Source organism: Nocardia cerradoensis NBRC 101014, assembly GCF_000308535.1.
Taxonomy (GTDB): Bacteria; Actinomycetota; Actinomycetes; order Mycobacteriales; family Mycobacteriaceae; genus Nocardia; species Nocardia cerradoensis.
The window spans coordinates 1-21,030 of the sequence record NZ_BAFW01000209.1; the positions used below are offsets into that span (position 1 = coordinate 1).

The 21,030-nt window shown below is 68.2% G+C and carries 18 protein-coding genes; 6 read left to right on the forward strand and 12 right to left on the reverse strand.

Annotated features, from left to right (window positions below):
* The 3 genes from dapC to ON23_RS22210 all read right to left on the reverse strand — a co-directional run.
* A partial coding sequence (gene dapC / locus ON23_RS22200) for a succinyldiaminopimelate transaminase (RefSeq protein ID WP_189595111.1) occupies window positions 1-1,092 on the reverse strand: 1,092 nt, incomplete at its 3' end.
* A gap of 26 nt (window positions 1,093-1,118) precedes the next feature.
* A complete protein-coding gene (gene fdxA, locus ON23_RS38890; protein ID WP_030514872.1) occupies window positions 1,119-1,442 on the reverse strand; it encodes a ferredoxin in 324 nt (107 codons plus the stop codon).
* Window positions 1,443-1,730: 288 nt separating this feature from the next.
* On the reverse strand, window positions 1,731-4,343 hold the full coding sequence (locus tag ON23_RS22210) for a bifunctional FO biosynthesis protein CofGH (RefSeq protein WP_039780528.1): 2,613 nt from the start codon (window positions 4,341-4,343) through the stop codon (window positions 1,731-1,733).
* Between the two features lie 186 nt (window positions 4,344-4,529).
* On the opposite strand from ON23_RS22210, the gene ON23_RS22215 reads away from it, so the two are divergent.
* From ON23_RS22215 to ON23_RS22230, 4 genes are all read left to right on the forward strand, one after another.
* Window positions 4,530-5,390 (forward strand): LLM class F420-dependent oxidoreductase, encoded by an 861-nt coding sequence (locus tag ON23_RS22215; protein WP_039780529.1) that lies wholly within the window; start codon window positions 4,530-4,532, stop codon window positions 5,388-5,390.
* Between the two features lie 167 nt (window positions 5,391-5,557).
* Window positions 5,558-6,073 carry a PH domain-containing protein gene (locus ON23_RS22220; protein WP_039780530.1) on the forward strand — a complete coding sequence of 172 codons (516 nt, stop codon included), beginning with the start codon at window positions 5,558-5,560 and terminating at the stop codon, window positions 6,071-6,073.
* Between the two features lie 47 nt (window positions 6,074-6,120).
* The gene (locus ON23_RS22225; protein WP_083904167.1) at window positions 6,121-7,794 is read left to right on the forward strand and encodes a PH domain-containing protein; all 1,674 of its coding nucleotides are present in this window, start codon (window positions 6,121-6,123) and stop codon (window positions 7,792-7,794) included.
* 176 nt (window positions 7,795-7,970) lie between these two features.
* Window positions 7,971-9,926 (forward strand): GMC family oxidoreductase, encoded by a 1,956-nt coding sequence (locus ON23_RS22230; protein ID WP_039780531.1) that lies wholly within the window; start codon window positions 7,971-7,973, stop codon window positions 9,924-9,926.
* Window positions 9,927-9,933: 7 nt separating this feature from the next.
* Here the strand turns inward: ON23_RS22230 and ON23_RS22235 are convergent, their stop codons facing one another.
* The 8 genes from ON23_RS22235 to typA all read right to left on the reverse strand — a co-directional run bounded on the left by ON23_RS22235 (window position 9,934) and on the right by typA (window position 19,017).
* On the reverse strand, window positions 9,934-10,299 hold the full coding sequence (locus ON23_RS22235) for a DUF742 domain-containing protein (protein WP_039780532.1): 366 nt from the start codon (window positions 10,297-10,299) through the stop codon (window positions 9,934-9,936).
* A 6-nt stretch (window positions 10,300-10,305) separates the two neighbouring features.
* A complete protein-coding gene (locus ON23_RS22240) occupies window positions 10,306-10,695 on the reverse strand; it encodes a roadblock/LC7 domain-containing protein (RefSeq protein WP_030514865.1) in 390 nt (129 codons plus the stop codon).
* Complete coding sequence (locus ON23_RS22245) at window positions 10,688-13,183, reverse strand: sensor histidine kinase (protein ID WP_245556068.1); 2,496 nt, start codon at window positions 13,181-13,183, stop codon at window positions 10,688-10,690. Before ON23_RS22245 ends, ON23_RS22240 begins: the two co-directional genes overlap by 8 nt.
* Before the next feature lie 254 nt (window positions 13,184-13,437).
* Window positions 13,438-13,872 carry a hypothetical protein gene (locus ON23_RS22250; protein WP_210743843.1) on the reverse strand — a complete coding sequence of 145 codons (435 nt, stop codon included), beginning with the start codon at window positions 13,870-13,872 and terminating at the stop codon, window positions 13,438-13,440.
* The gene (locus tag ON23_RS38530; protein ID WP_167331885.1) at window positions 13,869-14,027 is read right to left on the reverse strand and encodes a hypothetical protein; all 159 of its coding nucleotides are present in this window, start codon (window positions 14,025-14,027) and stop codon (window positions 13,869-13,871) included. The genes ON23_RS22250 and ON23_RS38530 overlap by 4 nt, the downstream gene beginning before the upstream one ends.
* A 60-nt stretch (window positions 14,028-14,087) precedes the next feature.
* Window positions 14,088-14,987, reverse strand: a complete 900-nt coding sequence (gene mshB / locus ON23_RS22255) for an N-acetyl-1-D-myo-inositol-2-amino-2-deoxy-alpha-D-glucopyranoside deacetylase (protein ID WP_245556066.1) — start codon at window positions 14,985-14,987, stop codon at window positions 14,088-14,090.
* Window positions 14,984-16,780, reverse strand: a complete 1,797-nt coding sequence (locus tag ON23_RS22260) for an ABC transporter family substrate-binding protein (protein ID WP_039780533.1) — start codon at window positions 16,778-16,780, stop codon at window positions 14,984-14,986. The genes mshB and ON23_RS22260 overlap by 4 nt, the downstream gene beginning before the upstream one ends.
* Window positions 16,781-17,115: 335 nt before the next feature.
* Window positions 17,116-19,017 (reverse strand): translational GTPase TypA, encoded by a 1,902-nt coding sequence (gene typA / locus ON23_RS22265; RefSeq protein ID WP_039780534.1) that lies wholly within the window; start codon window positions 19,015-19,017, stop codon window positions 17,116-17,118.
* Window positions 19,018-19,179: 162 nt separating this feature from the next.
* On the opposite strand from typA, the gene ON23_RS38535 reads away from it, so the two are divergent.
* Window positions 19,180-19,356 (forward strand): hypothetical protein, encoded by a 177-nt coding sequence (locus ON23_RS38535; protein ID WP_086006963.1) that lies wholly within the window; start codon window positions 19,180-19,182, stop codon window positions 19,354-19,356.
* A 29-nt stretch (window positions 19,357-19,385) separates the two neighbouring features.
* Window positions 19,386-19,679 (forward strand): 4a-hydroxytetrahydrobiopterin dehydratase, encoded by a 294-nt coding sequence (locus ON23_RS22270; RefSeq protein WP_036504880.1) that lies wholly within the window; start codon window positions 19,386-19,388, stop codon window positions 19,677-19,679.
* A gap of 4 nt (window positions 19,680-19,683) precedes the next feature.
* Here ON23_RS22270 and ON23_RS22275 read toward each other — a convergent pair whose 3' ends face one another.
* A complete protein-coding gene (locus ON23_RS22275; protein WP_051043083.1) occupies window positions 19,684-20,952 on the reverse strand; it encodes a mannosyltransferase in 1,269 nt (422 codons plus the stop codon).
* Between the last annotated feature and the right edge of the window lie 78 nt (window positions 20,953-21,030).

A 21,030-nucleotide genomic window follows, 5' to 3' on the forward strand; every position in this document is an offset into this window, starting at 1 on the left:
GGCGGACAGCCGGACCGCCGCGGCCGCGATGCGTTCGTCGGTCGCGGTCAGCGCGATGCGCACGTGCTGGGTGCCGGTGGGACCGTAGAAGTCACCGGGTGCGGCGAGGATGCCACGCTCGGCGAGCCAGTCCAGCGTGGTGCGGCAGTCCTCGCCGCGCGTGGACCACAGATACAGGCCGGCCTCGGAGTGGTCGATGCGGAAACCCGCCTCCACCAACGCCTTTCGCAGCACCTCGCGACGGGCGCGGTAACGTTCGCGCTGCTGCGCCTCGTGCCGGTCGTCGGCCAGCGCCGCGGTCATCGCGGCCTGGATCGGATACGGGACCATCATGCCCGAATGCTTGCGCACCTCCAGCAACTCCCGGATCAGCTCGACGTCGCCGGTCACGAAACCGGCCCGATAGCTGGCCAGATTCGACGTCTTCGACAGCGAGTGGATGGCCAGCAGACCGGTGTGGTCGCCGTCGCTGACGCGCGGGTCGAGGATGGACACCGCCTCGGCATCCCAGGTCAGACCCAGGTAGCACTCGTCGGAGGCGACGATCGCGCCGCGTTCGCGGGCGAAGGACACCACCTTGCGCAGATGGTCGATGCCGAGCACCCGGCCGGTGGGGTTGGACGGCGAGTTCAGATAGATCAGCGCCGGTGATTCCGGGCCCAGCCGAGTCATCCCGTCCGCGCGCAGAATTCGCGAACCCGACAGCAGCGCACCCACCTCGTAGGTCGGATACGCCACCTCGGGAATCACCACCAGATCCGCGGCGCCGAGGCCGAGCAGTCGCGGCAATCCGGCGATCAGTTCCTTGGTGCCGATCACCGGCAGCACCGCATCGGAGTCGATACCGGACATGCCGAAGCGGCGCGCGACCGCCGCCACCGCGGCCTCCCGCAGTTCGGGGGTGCCGTAGGTGGCGGGATAACCGGGAACATCGGCGGCCGAGTCCAGCGCCGCGCGGATCAGCGGGTCGACCGGGTCGACCGGCGTACCCACCGACAGGTCGACGATGCCGTCGGGATGCGCCGCGGCGCGAGCCTTGGCCCCGGCGATGGTGTCCCAGGGAAAATCGGGCAGCAGACTGCTGACCCGCACACGATCGCGGATCACCGAAACGCTGCCTACTCGTTCGCCATCGGCGGCAGCGCGGCGATGAACGGCACGTCGTAGTCGGTCTTGCCGACCTTGGTTGCGCCGCCGGGCGAGCCGAGGTCGTCGAAGAAGTCGACGTTCGCGTTGATGTACCCGCTCCACTGGTCCGGGGTGTCGTCCTCGTAGAAGATCGCTTCCACCGGGCACACCGGCTCACATGCACCACAGTCCACGCACTCGTCGGGTTGGATGTACAGCATGCGATTGCCCTCGTAGATGCAGTCCACGGGGCATTCCTCGATGCACGCCTTGTCCTTCACGTCAACGCACGGTTCAGCGATGATGTACGGCACTGCCGTTCTCCTAGTCTGTCCTTGCCTGCGGGACACTTCCGCCCGCGCAACAGTATCCCGGCGACTCACATTACAACTGGTCAGCCTTGCCTAACTTGTCGATCCCGACGGGATGCGACACACCGTGTCCGGCGATGTTCTCCGGGCCGGTCCGGCGGTGTTCTCCGCGCCGGCTCGGCGGTGTCCGATTCGCCGTGTTCGCCGCGTCCGGTTCACCGGGGCCACTGGGTGCGCGGCGCCGCCTCCGGAGTTCCGGGACTCCGGTACGGAAGCGGCGCCGCGTCGCGATCAGCCGACCGTCAGCGGCAGGGCCGACACCTGGTGTTTCGGGATCCCGTAGGTGGTGGTGCGCTCCCGCACCGGGCGACCGATCCCGGCGCCGATCTCGACCAGTTCGGCCACCGATTTCGCCGAGCCGTGCTCCGATCCGGCCATCCGGGAAATGGTCTCCTCCATCAACGTACCGCCCAGATCGTTGGCGCCGCCGTTGAGCATCACCTGGGTGCCGGTGATGCCCAGCTTCACCCAGCTGGTCTGGATATTGGCGATGCGCCCGTGCAGCATGATGCGCGCCAGCGCGTGCGCCGCGCGGTTGTCCCGGATCGTCGGCCCCGGCCGCGACGCACCCGCCAGATACAGCGGCGCGCTCTGGTGCACGAACGGCAGCAGCACGAATTCGGTGAACCCACCGGTCTCATCCTGAATGCCGCGCAGCACCCGCAGGTGGCCCACCCAGTGCTTCGGATTGTCGACGTGGCCGTACATCATCGTCGAACTCGACCGAATGCCCAGTTTGTGCGCGGTGGTGATGACGTCGATCCATGCCGAGGTGGGCAGCTTGCCCTTGGTGAGCACCCAGCGCACCTCGTCGTCGAGGATCTCCGCGGCGGTGCCCGGAATCGTATCCAGCCCGGCCTCTTTCAGCGCCGAGAGCCAATCGTGCACGCTCTGCCCGCCGCGCGAGGCGCCGTTGACGATCTCCATCGGGCTGAAGGCGTGCACATGCATCGACGGCACCCGCTTCTTGACCGCCCGCACCAGATCGGCGTACCCGGTCACCGGCAGGTCGGGGTCGATACCGCCCTGCATGCACACCTCGGTGGCGCCCTCCACATACGCCTCCCAGGCGCGTTCGGCGACCTCGTCGGCGGACAGGGTGAACGCGTCGGCATCGCCCTTGCGCTGCGCGAACGCGCAGAACCGGCACCCGGTGTAGCAGATGTTGGTGAAGTTGATATTCCGGTTCACCACATAGGTGACGTCGTCGCCGACGGTATCGCGGCGCAGCTGATCGGCCAGGGCGGCGATGGCGTCGAGTTCCGGGCCGTCGGCGGTGGCCAGCGCCAGGTACTGCTCGTCGGTGAGTCCGGCCGGATCCTGCTCCGCGGCGCGCAGGGCGCTCAGCACGTCGGTATCGAGCTTCACCGGCGCGCTGAGCGAAAGTACTTGTTCCCGAACGGTTTCCCAGTCGCCGAAGGCGCCGAGGCCGTCGCTGTCCAGCCCGGAATCGCTGCGGGACTCGGTGTTGCGGCCCTCGGTGTCGATGGCGGTGTTGAGATCCACCCGGCCCAGCGACTCCCAGGACTGGTCGGGTTCCTGCCACGGACGACCGGACGGATTCACGTCGCGAGCCAGGCCGGTGCGCGGATCGGCCAGTGCGGCAACATGTCCCAGCACCCGCGGGTCGATCCAGGGATTGCCGGCGAGCACATATTTCGGATGGGCCGTCAGCCGCTCGGTCAGCGTGTAACCGGCCTGTGCGGTCACCTCGGCGAGGACGTCGAGGTTCGGCCACGGCCGCTCCGGATTCACGTGATCCGGGGTCAGTGGCGACACCCCGCCCCAGTCGTCGATGCCGGCGTCGATCAGGGCCCGGCACTCGTCGAGCGACACCAGATTCGGCGGGGCCTGAATCCGCATCTTGGGCCCCAGCAGCAGCCGGGTCACCGCGATCGTGGCGCGGAATTCCGCCAGATCGGCGTCGGGAGTGTCGCGCATGGCGGTATCGGACTTGGCCAGGAAGTTCTGCACGATCACCTCCTGCACATGCCCGAATGCCTTGTGCGACTTACGGATCGCGAGGATCGAGTCGACGCGCTCGGCGTAGGTCTCACCGATGCCGACGAGGATGCCGGTGGTGAACGGAATGCTCAGCCGCCCCGCATCGGTGAGGGCACGCAGCCGGACCTGCGGATCCTTGTCCGGGCTGCCGTAATGCGCCTGACCACGCTCGGTGAACAGGCGCTCGGAGGTGGTTTCCAGCATCATGCCCATCGACGGGGCGACCGGCTTGAGCCGCGACATCTCCGCCCAGCTCATCACCCCCGGATTCAGATGCGGCAGCAGACCGGTTTCCTCGAGCACCCGGATCGACATGGCACGCACATAGTCGAGCGTGGAATCGTAGCCCCGCTCGTCCAGCCACTGCCGCGCCTCCGGCCAGCGGTCCTCCGGGCGGTCACCCAGCGTGAAAAGCGCTTCCTTACAACCCAATTCGGCACCCTTGCGGGCGATCTCGAGCACCTCGTCGGGTTCGAGATACATGCCGTGACCTTCGGCGCGCAGCTTGCCGGGCACCGTCACGAACGTGCAGTAATGACATTTGTCGCGACACAGGCGGGTCAGCGGAATGAACACCTTGCGCGAATAGGTGATGGGCAGGGTGTCCCCGGAGTACGTCTCCCGCAATCCCGCGTCCCGCACCCGTACCGCGGACGCGGACAGATCCTCGAGATCCGCACCGCGTGCGTGCAGGAGCACCACGGCCTCGTCGAGATTGAGCGTCGCCCCGTCGCGCGCACGCCGCAAGGCTCTGCGCATGGCCGAAGAACTCGGCGGAACGGGCGGTACACCAGGAGTCGGTAGCCCAGTGTGCGGTTGTTCGTTCACGCCGTCGATCATGCGCCAACCATCCGAGTGTTCTCCCTTCGGTGCCCTGTGACGTGAGACAACCCGGCAGCCTTCGCGGGTTATTCCTGCTTCCGGCGACCAGTTTGCCCCCGGGGATTCAGCGTCGACGACTGTGCTGGTGAGAGCGCTACCGGCTAAAATTCCGGTCCCACCGGATACAGACGAGGCGGCGATGCCATGCGATTCGGGTTACACGGTCTGGGAATCGGCTCCGGATCCCGGCCGGAGATCATCGACGCGACCGCCCGGCAGGCCGAACGCCGCGGCTTCGGCACGCTGTGGTGCGGCGAGCACGTCGTGATGGTCGACGAGTCGTCGTCCACCTACCCCTACTCCGACGACGGCCGCATCGCCGTGCCCGCCACCGCCGACTGGCTCGATCCGTTCAGCTGCCTGACCTACGCCGCCGCGGTCACCTCGACCATCCACCTGGCAACCGGCGTCGTCCTGCTCCCCGAGCACAACCCGGTGATCATGGCGAAACAGGCCGCGTCGCTGGACCGGCTCAGCGCGGGCCGATTCCGCCTCGGCATCGGAATCGGCTGGTCCGAGGACGAGTTCGACGCGCTGGGCATCCCCTTCGCGGGGCGAGCCGCGCGCACCGCCGACTACGTCCACGCCATCCGAACCCTGTGGCGCGACGACCCGGCGACCTACGCCTCCGACCACGTCTCCTTCCGCACCATCCGCGTCAACCCGAAACCCACACAAACCCACCTGCCGATCCTCGTCGGCGGAAACAGCGATCGCGCGCTGCGCCGAGTGGCCACCTGGGGTGACGGCTGGTACGGCTTCAACCTCGACACCGTGGCAACAGTCCGCGACCGGCTACACCTGCTGACCCGCTTCTGCACCGACACCGGCCGCGACATCGCCGACCTGTACCTGGCGGTGGCACTCCGCACCCCGACCCGCGCGGACGTCGCCGAACTGAGCGCCCTCGGGGTCACCGAACTCGTGCTGGTGGACACCCCGCCGGAGAGCCCGGACGAGTGCGTCGATTGGGTAGACGGGCTCGCCGACCGCTGGATCACCTGATCGCGGCTGGATCACCGCACCCGACACACGGCTTCACCGGCCGCATCCGGCGATGACCCGAAAATCGCACCGGCCGAGGTCGGTTCGGAGAACGTGCACCGGCCCCGGCGACCGGGTCGTCTCGCGGGACCGTCCCGGATGCCGCATTCCATGTCACGATGGCTGGTATGACCCGGTCGCCGGAGGATTCGCCCGTGCGCACGATCTTGGCGGCGCCGGCGTGGCGGGCCAGTCGGCGGGCTCCGTTGTTGTGGGCGGCCGGGCCGGCGATTTTCTGGGCGTTCGTGCTGGTGGGTGGGCTGATGTGGGCGGTGCTGGACGGCTCGCATCGGGGGTGGGCGCTGGCTCTGGTGGCGGCGGCGGTGGTCGCGGCGGGCTTCAGCGTGGTGGTCGTGCCGATGTGGCGGTATGCCGTGCATCGGTGGGAGGTGACCGAGAGCGCGGTCTATACGCGGACGGGGTGGTTCAACCAGGAGAGCCGGGTCGCGCCGATTACGCGGGTGCAGACGGTCGATACGCATCGGGGGCCGTTGGAGCGGATGTTCGGGTTGGCGACGGTCACGGTCACCACGGCGTCCTCGGCGGGCGCGGTGCGGATCGCGGCGCTGGATCTGGAGGTGGCCGAACGGACGGTGAATCGGCTGACCGATATCGCGGCGATTCATCGGGAGGATGCGACGTGAGCGATTCGCCGGCGGGGGTGGCGGCCGACGAGTGGCGACGGCTGGATATGCGGATGCTGCTCGTGCATCCGGTGCGGGAATTGTTCAAATACATTCCGGTGCTGCTGGGCGCGGTGATCGTGGGAACTCGGAGTGGCGGGCCGGCGTGGAGTCCGGTGGCGGTGGCGACGGTGATCGTGGTGTTCGCGTTGACGCGGTGGTTCACCACCAGTTACCGGATCGGCGCCGATACCGTGCAGCTGCGCCGAGGCCTGCTGCAACGGCGGACCCTGACGGTGCCGCGGTCGCGAATCCGGTCGGTGGACGTGCACGCGGACCTGATGCATCGGCTGCTCGGGCTGGTGGTGCTGGTCATCGGTACCGGACAGCATGCCGATCGGGAGAAGCGGTTTCATCTCGACGGGCTGGATGCGCGGCAGGTGCCCGAATTGCGGGCATTGCTGTTGCGGCCGGCGGAGAACACGCAGCCGGATCCCGCGACGGCAGCCGGTGCTTTCGGCCGGAGCAATTCGGTCCACAACGGGATCAGTGCCGGACGGGCCGCACTGCAGCGAGCCTTGAACGGTGGCGAATCCGGCGCGCTCGCGGACGACGCGATCGAGATCGGGCATTGGCGGCCGCGCTGGGTCCGCTACGCGCCGCTGTCGCTGACCGGCCTGGCCATCGTCGGACCGGTGATCGGCCTGGCCGCGAAGGTCGGCGTCGCCGATGTGCTGGTGCATTCGGAAGCCGTGCGGGACCTCACCGAACACAGTGCGGTGTTCATCGCCCTCGCCGTGACGGGTGCGGTGGTGGTGCTGCTGGTGATCGCGGCCATTGCGGCGTGTATCCGATATCTCACCACGTATTTCGGTCTGCGCGTGCTCGACGACGGCACGGCGTTGCATATCCGCAGTGGCCTGTTCACCACCCGCCAGACCACCCTCGATCTTTCGCGACTGCGCGGTGCGACCGTCAAGGAACCCCTGCTCCTCCGGCTGGCCGGCGGTGCCGAACTCGAAGCCATCATGACCGGCACCAGTCCGCGTCAGAAGCTGCTCCCCCAGGCGCCGCGCGCCGCCGTCGACCGCACCCTGGCCCGGCTTCTCACCAGCCGTTCTCGTCGCGGCACCGCCGCGAGCGAACACGCTGCGCCACAACAACTCTGGGACGACCCCGCAACCGCCGCCGCTCCCGCGTCGGTTGCACTCGAACAGCACGGCCCGCGCGCGCGACGCCGGCGCTACACGCGCGCCTTCATTCCGGTGTGGATTCTTCTCGCCGCCTTCGCCGCGACAGTCCTTGCCGGACGGCATGTTCCACCGTGGGCATGGGTCCTTCCAGTGATGGTGGCGTTCGTGGCGGCGGCCCTGGCACACGATCGCTATCGAGGGCTGGGACATGCGGTGATCCCGTCGGACGGTGAGCGTCCGGTCTGGCTGATCACGCGGCGCGGGGCGCTCGATCGGGACCGTGACTGCCTGGAGGCGCCGGGCGTGATCGGGTGGACCGTCCGGCAGACGTTTTTCCAGCGGCGGGCCGGACTGGCGACGGTGATCGCGGCCAGTGCGGCGGGCAAGAAGAAATACAGCATCGTGGATCTGCCCATCGAACGGGCATGGACGCTGATCGACCAGGTGACGCCCGGCCAGTTGGGCATGCGCGCGGAATACGAGACGACTCCCGTTCCGACACCGGACTCCGTGCCGGACGGCGCCGTCGCGAAACCGCGCGGAGCGTGACGCCGCCCCTCGCTCACAGCGCCTGTCATCGAACCACATGTAATCGACAGTTCTCCTGCGGATACACATATCAGGCCTGAAAATTGGGCGGTATCAGCAGGAATGACGCCGATAAGTGAGCATGAATTCACGCGTCGTGATACAACTCACCTCAGTATTGTGAAAGGTGAGCTTTTATGGATCCGACAGCGAAGCAGCGCGCAGCCCTGGGCCTGATCTGCGATACGTTCACACCGGGCGACGGGCTGAGTCTGCCGTCTGCGACCGAACTCGGCTCCGTGGCGACGGTGTTCGACATCCTGAGCCGCAACCCTCGCCCCGCCGAGAGCAAACAGCTCGCCACCCTGCTCGATCTGTGGGATTCCCGAGTGGCGGGGTTGCTGCTCGGCAACCGTGGGCGCCGCTTCTCGTCGCTGACCGCCGACGAGCGCGAGCGCACCCTCCTGCGCCTCGGCGATTCCCGAATCGCGGTGAAGCGCACCCTGTTCCAGGCGCTCAAGCAGGCCGCTCTGCTGTCCTACAACGTCACGCCCGGCCCGACCGGCAGCCACCCGCTGTGGAAGGCCATCGACTATCCGGGCCCGCCCGGCACCCTCGCCTCGGCTCCGGCCCCTGCTCTGTCCGTGTTGCGTCCGACCGAACCGACCACGTTGACCTGCGACGTCGTCATCGTCGGCTCCGGGGCGGGCGGTGGCACCGCCGCCGCCGTGCTCGCCGAGGCGGGACTCGACGTGATCGTGCTCGAACGCGGAAACTATTACGACGACCGGGATTTCGGCACCGGTGAACTCGACGCTCTGCTCAACCTCTACGCGCCCGGCCCGCCCGCCACCAGTGAAGGTCAGATCACCCTCGTCGCGGGCACCTGCCTGGGCGGCGGCACGGTGGTCAACTGGAGCACATCGCTGCGCACCCCGGACGAGGTGCGCGCCGAATGGGCCGGACTCGGTGCGACCCAGTTCGCGCAGGACGAATACACCACCGCCCTCGACGCGGTGACCGGGCGCCTCGGTGTCAACGATCGCCACTCCCCGCTCTCGGCGCGCGACGGCGTGCTGGAACGTGGCGCCACCGCCCTGGGCTGGCATATCGACACCCTGCCCCGCAATGTCGGCGACGCCTGCGATGCCGGCGTCGAATGCGGCCGCTGCCCCTACGGCTGTCGCGTCGGCGCCAAACAGTCGGTCACCAAGACCTGGCTCGCCGATGCCGCCGCGCACGGCGCCCGATTCGTGGTCGACGCGAACGTGCGGCGCATCCTCGTGAACAACGGTCGCGCCGAGGGTGTTTCGGCCGTCGGTTCGAACGGCACCCCGATCGAGGTGCGGGCCCGCGCGGTGGTCGTGGCCGCCGGCGCGGTGCAGACCCCGGCGCTGCTGAAACGATCGGGATTGCGCAACAAGAACATCGGCAACTATCTGCGACTACATCCGGCCGCCGCGGTCTTCGGCGTCTTCGACGAGCCGATCCGGCCGTGGGAGGGCGGTATGCAGGCGCGGATCAGCCGTCAGCATCGCGATCTGGACGGCAACGGCTACGGCGTCATCTACGAGACCGGTCCCATCCATCCCGGTATGGGCGTCGGCTTCATGAACTGGCGTGGCGCGGCGGCCTACCGGGCGAATCTGCTGGAGCTGAACAGGTCGGTGGCGCTGGGTGTGATCACCCGCGACCGCGACCACGGCAGTGTCGGCGTCGACAAGAACGGCGAACCGGTGGTCTCCTACCGGCTCTCCGCGCACGATCGCGGCCATCTGCACACCGGAATCACCGGCGCCGCACAGATACTCGAGGCCGCCGGAGCTCGCCGCATCTACTCCGGGCAGCAGGCCGGCCCCGCCTACGAACCCGGCCGCACCGGATCGCACGCCGAATTCGCCGCCGCCTGCGCCGCCGCCGGCTATGAGCCCGGGCAGTGCGCGATGGGCGCGCTGCACATCATGGGTTCGGCGCGGATGGGCGGTTCACCGGACATGTCGGCGGTCGACCCCGACGGCGCCACCTGGGATGTGAACAACATCGTCGTCGCCGACGCGTCCTGCTTCCCCACCGCCTCCGGAGTGAATCCGATGGTCTCGATCGAGGCGATCGCCTACATGAACGCGAAACGCCTTGCGGCGCGGCTGCACTGAGCCCGGGTCAGAGCCCTCGAATGCCGTCCAGCAGCGCCTGTAGCAGGCCGAGGTCGGAGGCCTCGTCCTGACGGGGCTGGCGGTATTCGAGGCGGCCGTCGTCGATCAGATCGCCGACGAGCACCTTGGTCATGGTCAGCGGAAGTTCCAGCCGCGCGGCGACTTCCGCGACCGACTGCGGTGTGCGGCACAACTCCACGATGGCGGCGTATTCGGGTTCGTGGCGGCGCAACGCCGCGCCCCGGCCGATATCGACGACCAGGGTCAGCATATCCAGTTCCGGCCGGTTGCTGCGGCCACGTCCCTGCGTGACCGCGTACAACCGGACCAGGGGGCCGGCCTCGTCGTCGAACCAGGCGTCACCGTCGTTCACGGTGACTCATCGTCGGTCGACGGCGAGATGTGAACCGACCCGTTGCACGGTCTGGTTCATCGCGTACGCGACCATGCCCAGATCGGCGTTGTCCGCGGCCAGCAGGCCCAAGCACGCGTTGTCACCCGCGGCGGTGATGAACAGCACCGCCCGGTCGAGTTCCACCATGGTCTGACAGACACCGCCGGCGTCGAAATGATGGCCGGCGCTGCGGGCCAGGCTGTGCAGTGCGGAAGCCATCGCACAGAATCGCTCGGCGTCGGAGTTCTCCAGCTCCGAGGAGTTGCCCAGCAGCAGTCCGTCGGTGGACAGCAATACCGCGTAGCGGACACCGGTGAGACCCTTCACCAGATCGTCGAGCAGCCAGCCGACGTCACTTCGGTTGGGATTAGCCATCTTCACCCTCGTCTGTGTCGAAATGTGATGCCGTGGAGCCGGTTTCGGCAGCGGGTCGGCGGCCCTGCCGGGTGCCCTGCTCGACGGCGCTGATCAGGTTGCGAGCTTGGTCGGCGGTGCGTTGCCGAACGGTATTCGTGCCGGCCGCGGGCGTCTCGTCGCGATCGGCCGAACGCACCCGGCGCGGCAGCGGCGGACGACCCTCCCCGGCGCGAACCACGCCCGGGCTGGTCACCGGCGCGCCGAACACTCCGGTCGCGGGTGCGGAATCGATACGCTCCGAGACCGAGGTGAACCAGGCCGAGCGGCGTGGGCTCAGGTCCGGATCCGCGGCGGGCGGCGGCGCGACGTCGGTCGCCGACGGAACATCCTCGGCGACAATCACTTCCGCACGGGCAGCGGACGCATTGGTCACCGGGCCCAGGACGGCGAACTCCCCGGTGGCGGGTCCCGGATCCTCGAAATCCGTGCCGTTCACCGCACCGGCTTCCAGCACCGGCGTGCCGATCAGCACCACCGCGCGCACGCCGCCGTACACCGACTCCCGCAACTTCACCGAAATACCGTGGCGGTTGGCCAGTTTCGCGACGACGAACAGGCCGAGCCGGGTGTCGGTGGACAGTGCCGCCACACTGAATTCCGGTGGGTACGAGAGCATTTCGTTGCGCCGGTCGAGTTCGTCGGCGGTCATACCCAGCCCCTGGTCGACGATCTCCACCGCGACACCGCGACCCACCACGGCGGCGTGTACCTCCACCCGCGCCTGCGGCGGCGAATACGAGGTGGCGTTGTCCATCAGCTCGGCCAGCAGGTGGATCAGGTCGGCGACCGCGGTGCCCATCACCCGGGTGCGCGGAATACGGCCGATGCGAATTCGGGTGTAGTCCAGACTTTCCGCGACCGCACCGCGAATCACCTCGATCAGCGGAACCGGATTGCGCCAGCGCCGGCCCGGCTGTTTGCCGCCGAGGATGATCAGATTCTCGGCGTTGCGACGGGCGCGGGTCGCCAAATGGTCGAGCTGGAACAGCAATTCGAGCTGGTCGGCGTTCTCCTCGCGCCGCTCGGCCTGGTCCAGCAGAGCCAGCTGGCGATGTACCAGCGCCTGGCTGCGATGGGCGATATCCAGGAAGATCGTATTGATACCGGCGCGAGTATTCGATTCCGCGACCGCGGCCGACACCGCCGCCACCTGCGCCCGGTTGAACGCCTGCGCGACCTGGCCGAGCTCGTCGGAACCGAAGTCCAGCCGCGACACCTCCATCGGGGCATCCACCGTCTCACCGGCCGAGACCCGGCGCATGATGTCGGGCAGCCGCTCGTCGGCCAATTCCAGTGTGTCGCGGCGCAATCGGCGCATCCGTCCGATGAACCGGTTCGCCAGCACCAGCGAGGCGAGGAAGGCCAGAATCGACACCAGCAACACCGCACCACCGCCGGCGAGCGATCCGATGGCGGTGCGGTCACCCTGATCCCGCGCCTCGGCGTGCGCGTCCCGGCTCTTGTCCTGCCACAGCGTCAGCAGTCCGGAGCCGAGCTGATCCGAGCTGTCCTGCCAGGCCTGCACGGTCATCGGCAGCGGTTTCGCGGATTGCCGGCTCGTGCGCGACCGCGTGGTTTCGCCGGCGCGCGTGCTCGGGTCGGAATCGTCGGTGGCCGCCATGGGACCGCGCGCGGCGACCGCGTCGGCCATCTCGTTGACCTGGGCCCACGCCGGGCTGTTCACGATCGCCTGGAGCTGATCCGCGCGTTCACCCTTCAGCACCGATCGCGCATAGGCGATCTGGCCGCGGAATTCACCCAGGAAGTTGGTGTACTGGATCCACTGCGCGGGCGTCGAAGTGCCTGTCGCCAGGAATAATTCACCGAGCGCCGTGGCTTCGGACAGCGCCTCCGCGGCGCGCATCACCTCGACGGCATAGCCGAGTTGGACGGCGATGCCGGCATCCGGCGCGACCCTGGCAGCCAGCATCGAGGCATCGATGATCGCCGCGGTGAAACGGCTGAACAGCCCGAAGACCTGATCGGCCGGCGCCTGGCCGGAATCGACGCCGCGACGCACCAGCGGCAACTGCGCGAGCAGCTGACCGTAGGCGGCGATATCGGCTCCGGAGTTGTCCGGATTCATCTTCTGCGCCTCGTCGCCCTTGGCGGTGAGGGCGGCCAGCGCCACATCCGAGCGTTGCCGCGCGGCCGTCAATTGTGTGGCGGCGCCGGGATCGCCCGCCAGTTGCAGCATCGAGAGCCGGCGCTCCTCACCGAAGGTCTCCATGATGGCGACCGCGGGAGCGGCGGTGCTGCTGGCCAATTCGGCCCACTGCCTGGCATCGCGGCCCGACCGCACCAGATACGACGCCGCGCCCACACCGATGGCGAGCAGCGTGACGCTGGAGATCAGCACGATGGCGAGCAGGCGCACGCGCACGCTGACCCGCCCGCGCACACCGCGGCTCATCAGGCCGAGCCAGCGCGAATCCTTCGTGTTCACAGGCAATCCAGGAAGTTTCGACCACTCAACCACGGGTGATCTTCCTGTTGTCGGGCGACGTCCACGCGCATTCGGATCTCGGCGCACCCGAGCCAACCGGCCAGCTGAGCAACCGGCCCCCACTTCCTAACCACACCACCCGCCGGGCGGCAGAACCACAGATAACGCCTGAGAGACTAACCGACCCTCCGGCCCGCTACAGCCGTTCGCCGATATCTCTTTCCGGCAAGACCTTCCGGACGAGCGGCACCGGTTCAGAGAGTGGCGGGGGTGACTTTCGGGCGCAGGAACGCGCGCCGGAACAGATACAAACCCACCGGCACGATGCCGCAGGCCAGCAGCAGCGGCGAGGTCCAGGAGTCGGTCAGCAGCACATCGCCGCCGGGCCCGGTGGTGGAGCAGATCAGGAATCCGAACAGCCACGCGATCACCGGCAGGCCCATCGCGGCCGGACGCGATACGACCACACCCATTCCCCGCACCAGCAGCACGTTCACCACCGCGGCGACCAGGACCGCGATCGGAAAGGGCGTGGCGCCGATGTAGAGCGGCAGATACAGCACCTCGAGCACCACCGAGAGCAGCCCGTCGAACACCAGGACCGCCGCCAGCACGCCGCCGAGCACCGGCCAGGCATACTTCGACCCGCCGGGCACATACGCGGTCCGGCTGGTCGTCGAGGCCGTCACGGTACCGGCGGGAAGCCGAGCAGGGTCAACAGATGACTCTGCATATCGACGAATCCGTAGAGCACCGACAGGTACAGATCGTGCTGCGCCTGCCAGTTCGGCTTCTGGCTCTCGACGAACGCGACGATGGCGTCCTGCAGGCTCCAGTTGTACATGCCCAGCAGTCTAAGCCGAGCCACCCACGATTCGACCAGCCCGAGTGCCGACTGCCGCGGTCAATCGAGCCCGGCGAACAGATCGTCCTCGTGTCCGTCCGGGCCCACCGGCCCGATACGCCCACGCACCAGCACGTAATGCTCCTCCGGCAGCACCGGCTGGGCGATGTTGTTCGACAGCGCGAATTCGCGGCCCGAGGGCGCGACGGTGACCTGGGTGGCATGTGCGCGCAGGGCGGCGCGTTTGGCCGCCAGCACGTCCGAGACATCGATCGTGGTGGTCACCGTCTCACTCGCCACGCACGCCAGCTCGCCGATCGCCGGCAGCCGCCAACCGCTCGGCAGCGCGCCGGGCAGCCGGTCGACCGTGCGGCGGGCCAAGGCCTCGGTATGCCGGCGCAGCACGTCGGCATCGGTCACCGTCCAGTACACCTTCGGTGTGTCCCAACCCTTTTCGGCCGCCGCGGCCACCGCGTCCATGGTGACCCGATGGGCGCGCACATGGTCCGGATGGCCGTAGCCGCCGCGCGGGTCGTAGCCGACCACCACGCGCGGGCGCACCCGCAGCAACACCTCGCTCAACTCCGCCACCGCGGCCGGACCGGAATCGACGAAGGCACGCGGGTGCGTCGGCACCATCGGTTCGGGATCGGCGGTCGTCCCGCTCATTCCGGAATCGCGCCAGCGGCCCGCCCCGCCGAGAAAATGCGGCGCGTCGACACCGAGGGCGGCCAGTGCATCGGTGAGCTCGTGGATGCGGAACCCGCCCAGCTGATCGGCGTGGGCGCTGGTCAACTGCTGCCACTGCTCCCCGATGACCTCGCCCTCCTCACCGAGCGTGCAGGTCACCACGGTCACCGGAACGCCGCGGGCCCGATAGTGCGCGATGGTGCCGCCGGTGGTGATCGACTCGTCGTCGGGATGGGCGTGTACCAGAACCAGACCGCCGGTTCCGGTCACGACAGCCGCCGCCAGGTACTCGCGCCGCCGAAGATCCCGACCTGGATCGAACCGCTCAGCGAGACCCCGTCCATCCGCGAACTCGCCGCGGCGACACCGGTGTCCTGCACGATCGGCAACACCGTGGCCAGATCCCACAGCTTCGGCTCCGCGTCACCGATCGCCTTGGGCACATCCACCCCGCGCAGCGCCGCATCGATCTGCGGTTGCAGCGACGGATCGCAGATCCCCGACACATTGCTCGGCGCCTTGCGGATGGCATCGATCTGCGAGGTGTCCTCCTGACCGGGCGCGGCCACCGGCGGGCAGCCGTAGCGCGAGGACAGGATCGTCGCCGGATCCTCCCCGGCCCGCTCCCAGCCGACCACCGCGTCGACGGTCCCGTCCGCCAGATCCTTGCCGTAGAGCTCATCGGCGGGCAGGCTGCGCACCGACGCGTCGATTCCGGCGCTGCGCAGCTGGTCGGCGGCGGTATTCGCGACCGCCAGCGTGGTCGGATCCTTGTCCACCGCCCCGATGCGGATCGTCAGGGTCCGGCCGTTCTTGGCGACCGGGCGCGGCTGCGGCGCGGGCGAGGTCGTCGGATTGCCCGACGCCGGAGACTCGGGCGCACGGCCGAATCCGGCCTCGGCCAGCAACCCGAACGCCTGATCGGGAGACGGCCGCGGCGGCGCCGTCGGTGCGTACCCCGGATCCGAGGGCGCCAGGATCTGCGCCCGCACCGGATCCACCCACGCACCCGTCTCGGCGCCCACCGAGGCCAGCAACGCCGGATCGAGCAGACCCAGCACCGCGTGACGCACCCGCGGATCCGACAGATCCCCGGTCCGCCCGTTCAGCACCATCTGCATCTCCCGCGCCTGCGGCATGATCGCGGTCCGCACCTGCGGAATCGCCGCCAGCTGCGCCTGCGTCGCGACACCGCCGTGCACCAGCGCCATCTGCGCGTCACCCGCACGCAGCGACTCGGCCAGCTGCGCCGGAGTGCCGCCACGCCGCAACAGGATCTGATCCGGCACCGCCGGAGTACCCCAGTAGCGGTCGTTGCGTTCGAGCAGGATCTCCTCGCGGCCCGCATCGGCCTGCTTCACCCGGAACTGCCCGCCGGAAATCGGATTCTGATCGATCAGGCCACGCTCCACCGCGAGCGCCCGCTGAAATCCACCGGGAGCGTCCTTCAGCAGATGCGACGGCAGCAGATCCGAAAACAGTTGCCGCCAAGCCGGATACGGCTGACTCATCGTCACCGTGACCGTCTTGCCGCCCTCCGAGGACTTCACATCGTTGATCAACCGGTAACCCGCCGGATCCACCACCCCGGGCTGGCTGATCATCTGCTGCCACAGATACCGGAAATCCTCGGCCGCGATCGGCGCACCGTCCGACCACGACGCCTGATTCTGAATCTTGTAGGTCAGCGTGAACAGATCCGGCTGCGACGGATCCGACGGCGTCACATCCGCCGACACCATCAACGCCGCATCCGGAACCCGATCCGTCCCACCCGGCACCGTCGGCGACGGCACCGGACGAAACGGACTCGGAAACACCAGCGAGGCAACGGCATTCGTCGCCGGCGACTGATTCGACCGCAGATGCGGATTGAATCCGATCCCGATATCGTCCACCGCCACCACGACCGTGGACTTCGTCGGCGTCGCCGGAGTCGTCTTCGGACTGTCGGTGCTCTCGATCGGCGGCGGCGGATTGGCGGTGCACGCGGTGAGTACCCCGAGCGCCAGCATCAGCACCAAGACCACGCGCCGCCCCGCACGCATTCGAACTCCCGACATCACGAGACGTACTCTAATGTTCTCTGCCTCCGCTTCGCTCCGGCGGGGTTTCGGCCCCCTGGGCCTCGATTTTTCCCTCCTCCGCTCCTCCGCTTCGCTCCCCCGCTCCGTCAGTCCAAAATCGAGGCGGGCCGAAACCCACCATGGTGAACGGCTCGCAGATGTACGCCTGGTTGGTCTGCTCGGTTATCGCCGGCGTGCGCATTTCACAGATATGCGCTCGGTCCGCTAACCGGGTGACCACAGAGGTGCGCATCTCGGAAGGGCTGATCCACGGAACGACAGAGGCTCACGTCTGCTGGACGTGAGCCTCTGTGTTTCTCAGGGTGTGTGCCCTACGCGTTCTGGGCGGCGCGGTCGCGGGCCTTGCGGCGGGACGCCTCGCGGCCGCGCTCGGTGGCACCGAGAATCACCTTGCGCACGCGCACGATCTCGGGGGTCACCTCGACGCACTCGTCGGCGGCACAGAACTCCATGGCGCCCTCGAGGTCCAGCTGCAGCGGCTTGGCCAGCGTTTCCAGCACATCGCCGGTGGCCGAACGCATATTGGTCAGCTTCTTCTCACGGGTGACGTTGATGTCGAGGTCCTCGGCGCGCGGGTTGATGCCCACCACGTGGCCCTCGTAGGTGTCGGCGCCCGGCTCCACGAAGAACTGGCCGCGGTCGGCGAGCTGAATCATCGCGAACGGGGTCACCGTGCCGGCGCGGTCGGAGACCAGGGAGCCGGTGTGGCGGGCGCGAATCTCACCGGCCCACGGCGCGTAGCCGTCGAAGACCGCGTTGGCGATGCCGGTGCCGCGCGTCTCGGTGAGGAAGTCGGTGCGGAAACCGATCAGACCGCGCGAGGGGACGATGAACTCCATGCGCACCCACCCGGCGGAGTGGTTGCTCATCTGAACCATCTTGCCCTTGCGGGCGGCCAGCAGCTGCGTCACCGCACCCAGGTACTCGTCCGGGCAGTCGATGGTCAGCTCTTCGAACGGCTCGTGCACCTTGCCGTCGACCTGCTTGGTAACCACCTGCGGCTTGCCGACGGTCAGCTCGAAACCTTCGCGGCGCATCTGCTCGACCAGGATGGCCAGCGCCAGCTCACCACGGCCCTGCACCTCCCAGGCATCCGGACGGCCGATGTCGAGCACCCGCAGCGACACATTGCCGACCAGTTCCTGATCCAGGCGCGACTTCACCATGCGGGCCGTCAGCTTGTGGCCCTGCACCCGGCCGACCAGCGGCGAGGTGTTGGTGCCGATCGTCACCGAGATGGCCGGCTCGTCGACGGTGATCCGCGGCAGCGCCACCGGGTTCTCCACATCGGCGAGCGTGTCGCCGATCATGATCTCCGGAATGCCGGCGACGGCGACGATATCGCCGGCCACGGCCTCCTCGCCCGGCTTGCGCTCGACGCCGATCGTCTGCAGCAGCTCGGTGATCTTCACGGTCTTGACGCCGTCGCCGTGCATCCACGCGACGTTCTGGCCCTTGCGCAGGGTGCCGTTGTGGATGCGGACCAGGCCGATCCGGCCGAGGAACGGCGACGCGTCCAGGTTGGTGACGTGCGCCTGCAGCGGCGCCGACGGGTCACCCTTGGGCGCGGGCACGTACTTCAGCAGCACCTCGAACAGCTCGTCGAGGTTCTCCGCGTCGGGCGCGCTGCCGTTCTCGGGACGCTGGGTGGAGGCCTTGCCCTCGCGGCCGGAGGCGTAGAGCACCGGCAGGTCCAGCGCCAGTTCGGCGGCCTCGGATGCTTCGTCGTCGAGGTCGGAGGCCAGATCCAGCAGCAGGTCGTGGCTCTCTTCGACGACCTCCTCGATCCGGGCGTCGGGGCGGTCGGTCTTGTTCACGACCAGGATCACCGGCAGCGAGGCGGCCAGCGCCTTGCGCAGCACGAACCGGGTCTGCGGCAGCGGGCCCTCGGAGGCGTCGACCAGCAGCACGACACCGTCGACCATGGACAGACCGCGCTCGACCTCACCACCGAAATCGGCGTGGCCGGGGGTGTCGATGACGTTGATCACAGTGACGCTGCCGTCGCCGTGATGACGATGCACCGCGGTGTTCTTGGCGAGAATGGTGATGCCCTTCTCGCGCTCCAGATCACCGGAGTCCATCACCCGGTCGACCGGCTCGGCGCGCTCGGCGAAGGCACCGGACTGCCGCAACATGGCATCGACCAGCGTCGTCTTGCCGTGGTCGACATGAGCCACAATGGCGACATTGCGGAACTCGACAGACGACACGTTGAATCCTCCTGCTGAATGAATGGGTTGCGGCCGACCCGCGCCGTAGCGGGCCCGAACAAGGCAGGTGGACTGAACTCACCGGACATGCGGCCAGGTACACAGTACCGAAACGCGCCTCGGCCGCCGTTTCCGGCATCATGGTTGGTTACCCTGGGCCGCATGGGCAAGGTGAAGGCCAAGGAGGTCGCACACCTCACACCGAAGAAGAAGTGCTGCCGTAAGAAGAAGCGCTGTCTGAAATGCCCTGTGGTGGTCTCGAAAATGAAGAAGTGTCAGGCCGCGGGGGTCAAGGGCAAAGATCTCAAAAAGGCTCTCAAACTCGCGCGTGCGGCCTGAGCCGCGACCGCTGGGGTAGAACCGAGAGTATGAGTACCCCATTGCTCTCCGACAGCGAGATCGCCACTGGGTTGCGCGAACTACCCGCCTGGACCCACACCGGCAGCAGCATCTCCCGAACCGTCGAGGCCCCGTCGTTCCTGGCCGGCATCGAACTGGTGCGACGGGTGGCCGACTCGGCCGAGAAGGTCAACCACCACCCCGACATCGATATCCGGTGGCGGCGAGTCACCTTCACCCTCTCCACCCACTCCGAGGGCGGCATCACCCGCAAGGACCTCGCGCTGGCCGGCCAGATCGACCGCCTCGCCGACCAGAGCTGACGGCCTACCCCGCCCGGACCGAGCCGGCCTCGACCGCGGGCACCGGCGTGTCCGGCCGCCCGCGCTGCGCGCCCGCCCAGATGATCCACAGGTAGGTCGCGACCACGCCGAAGACGTAGATGGCCCCCAGCCAGGCGAGCACCGCCGGGCGGGAGATCTCCCAGATCGTCGGCTGGAAGAAGGTCAGGATCCACGGAATGCCGACCAGCGTGGTCACCAACCAGAACCCGGCCACCACCCGCGCCCCCGCGATCGAACGCAGCGGACCGTGCACCAGCCACATCATCAGCGGCAGCAGCCACACCCAGTGGTGCGACCACGAGATCGGCGACACCATCAACCCGAACAGCTGCACCACGAGCAGCACGCCGAGCCGGTCGTCGAATTCGACCGCGCGCCAAGCGAACCAGGCCAGCACGACGGTCAGCAGCACCGCGCCCAGCCACCACGGCCCGAACGGGACGCGATGGCCCGCCAGATACCAGGGCGCCCCCGCGTCGTGGCCGAGAATGCGGCTCAACGCCCCGCGCAGCGACTGGTTGACCACCGACCCCACGGGGCCGATGCGGTTGGCGTCACCGATCAGCGGCCCGAAATACGTGCGGGTCTCCGACGGCGAGATCAGGAAACTCAGTCCGATCGTCGCCGCGAACACCACCGCCGACCACACCGCGGCCGCCCACCGCCGCTGCGCCAGGAAATACAAGCCGGTGACCGCCGGCGTCAGTTTGACCCCCGCCGCCACACCCACCAGCAGCCCCGAGAGCCACCAGCGCGTGGAATACGCCGCCGCCAGGCCCGCCAGCAGCAGGAATACATTCACCTGCCCGTAATCGAGCGTCGTCCGCGTCGGCTCCAACCACAGACCCAGCGCGGTCCACTGCATCGCCGCCGCCCGCCGGTTCGGTTCCGCCACCGCCGCCTTCGGCAACAGCGCGAAGGCGATCCGCACCGAGGCGTAGAGCGCGACCACGATCAACCCGAACCACAGCAGCGTCACCAGTTCGAACGGCAGGAAATGCAGCGGATAGAACACCACCGCGGCGAACGGCGGATAGGTGAACGGCAGTGGGAAATCGGGAGTCTTGTCGGCATAGACGAAGTCGTAGAGATGCCCACTACCCAAATTGGCCGCGCCCTCGACGTATACCCGCAGGTCGACCACGTCGAGACCGTGCGGGAGCACGAACATCAGCACCAGACGGGCCACGACCGAAACGGCCAGAACAGCCCCGGCCACGCGGATGTCGGCCAAACGGAGGTGTCGGGTCACGGGCTGTAATTCTGCCTTCGCTTCACGGCGCGCGAACCCCCGGGCATACGTCGACGATTGGTCCACCCTCAGCGGGTC

What these genes read in the sequence shown, in the direction of transcription:
- ON23_RS22240 (WP_030514865.1), bottom strand. Translation starts at nt 10,695, where the DNA reads ATGGCTAATCCCAACCGAAGTGACGTCGGCTGGCTGCTCGACGATCTG.
- ON23_RS22270 (WP_036504880.1), top strand. Translation starts at nt 19,386, where the DNA reads ATGAGTACCCCATTGCTCTCCGACAGCGAGATCGCCACTGGGTTGCGC.
- ON23_RS22230 (WP_039780531.1), top strand. Translation starts at nt 7,971, where the DNA reads ATGGATCCGACAGCGAAGCAGCGCGCAGCCCTGGGCCTGATCTGCGAT.
- ON23_RS22220 (WP_039780530.1), top strand. Translation starts at nt 5,558, where the DNA reads ATGACCCGGTCGCCGGAGGATTCGCCCGTGCGCACGATCTTGGCGGCG.
- ON23_RS38530 (WP_167331885.1), bottom strand. Translation starts at nt 14,027, where the DNA reads ATGTACAACTGGAGCCTGCAGGACGCCATCGTCGCGTTCGTCGAGAGC.
- ON23_RS22215 (WP_039780529.1), top strand. Translation starts at nt 4,530, where the DNA reads ATGCGATTCGGGTTACACGGTCTGGGAATCGGCTCCGGATCCCGGCCG.
- ON23_RS38535 (WP_086006963.1), top strand. Translation starts at nt 19,180, where the DNA reads ATGGGCAAGGTGAAGGCCAAGGAGGTCGCACACCTCACACCGAAGAAG.
- ON23_RS22225 (WP_083904167.1), top strand. Translation starts at nt 6,121, where the DNA reads ATGCGGATGCTGCTCGTGCATCCGGTGCGGGAATTGTTCAAATACATT.
- ON23_RS22210 (WP_039780528.1), bottom strand. Translation starts at nt 4,343, where the DNA reads ATGATCGACGGCGTGAACGAACAACCGCACACTGGGCTACCGACTCCT.
- ON23_RS22260 (WP_039780533.1), bottom strand. Translation starts at nt 16,780, where the DNA reads ATGTCGGGAGTTCGAATGCGTGCGGGGCGGCGCGTGGTCTTGGTGCTG.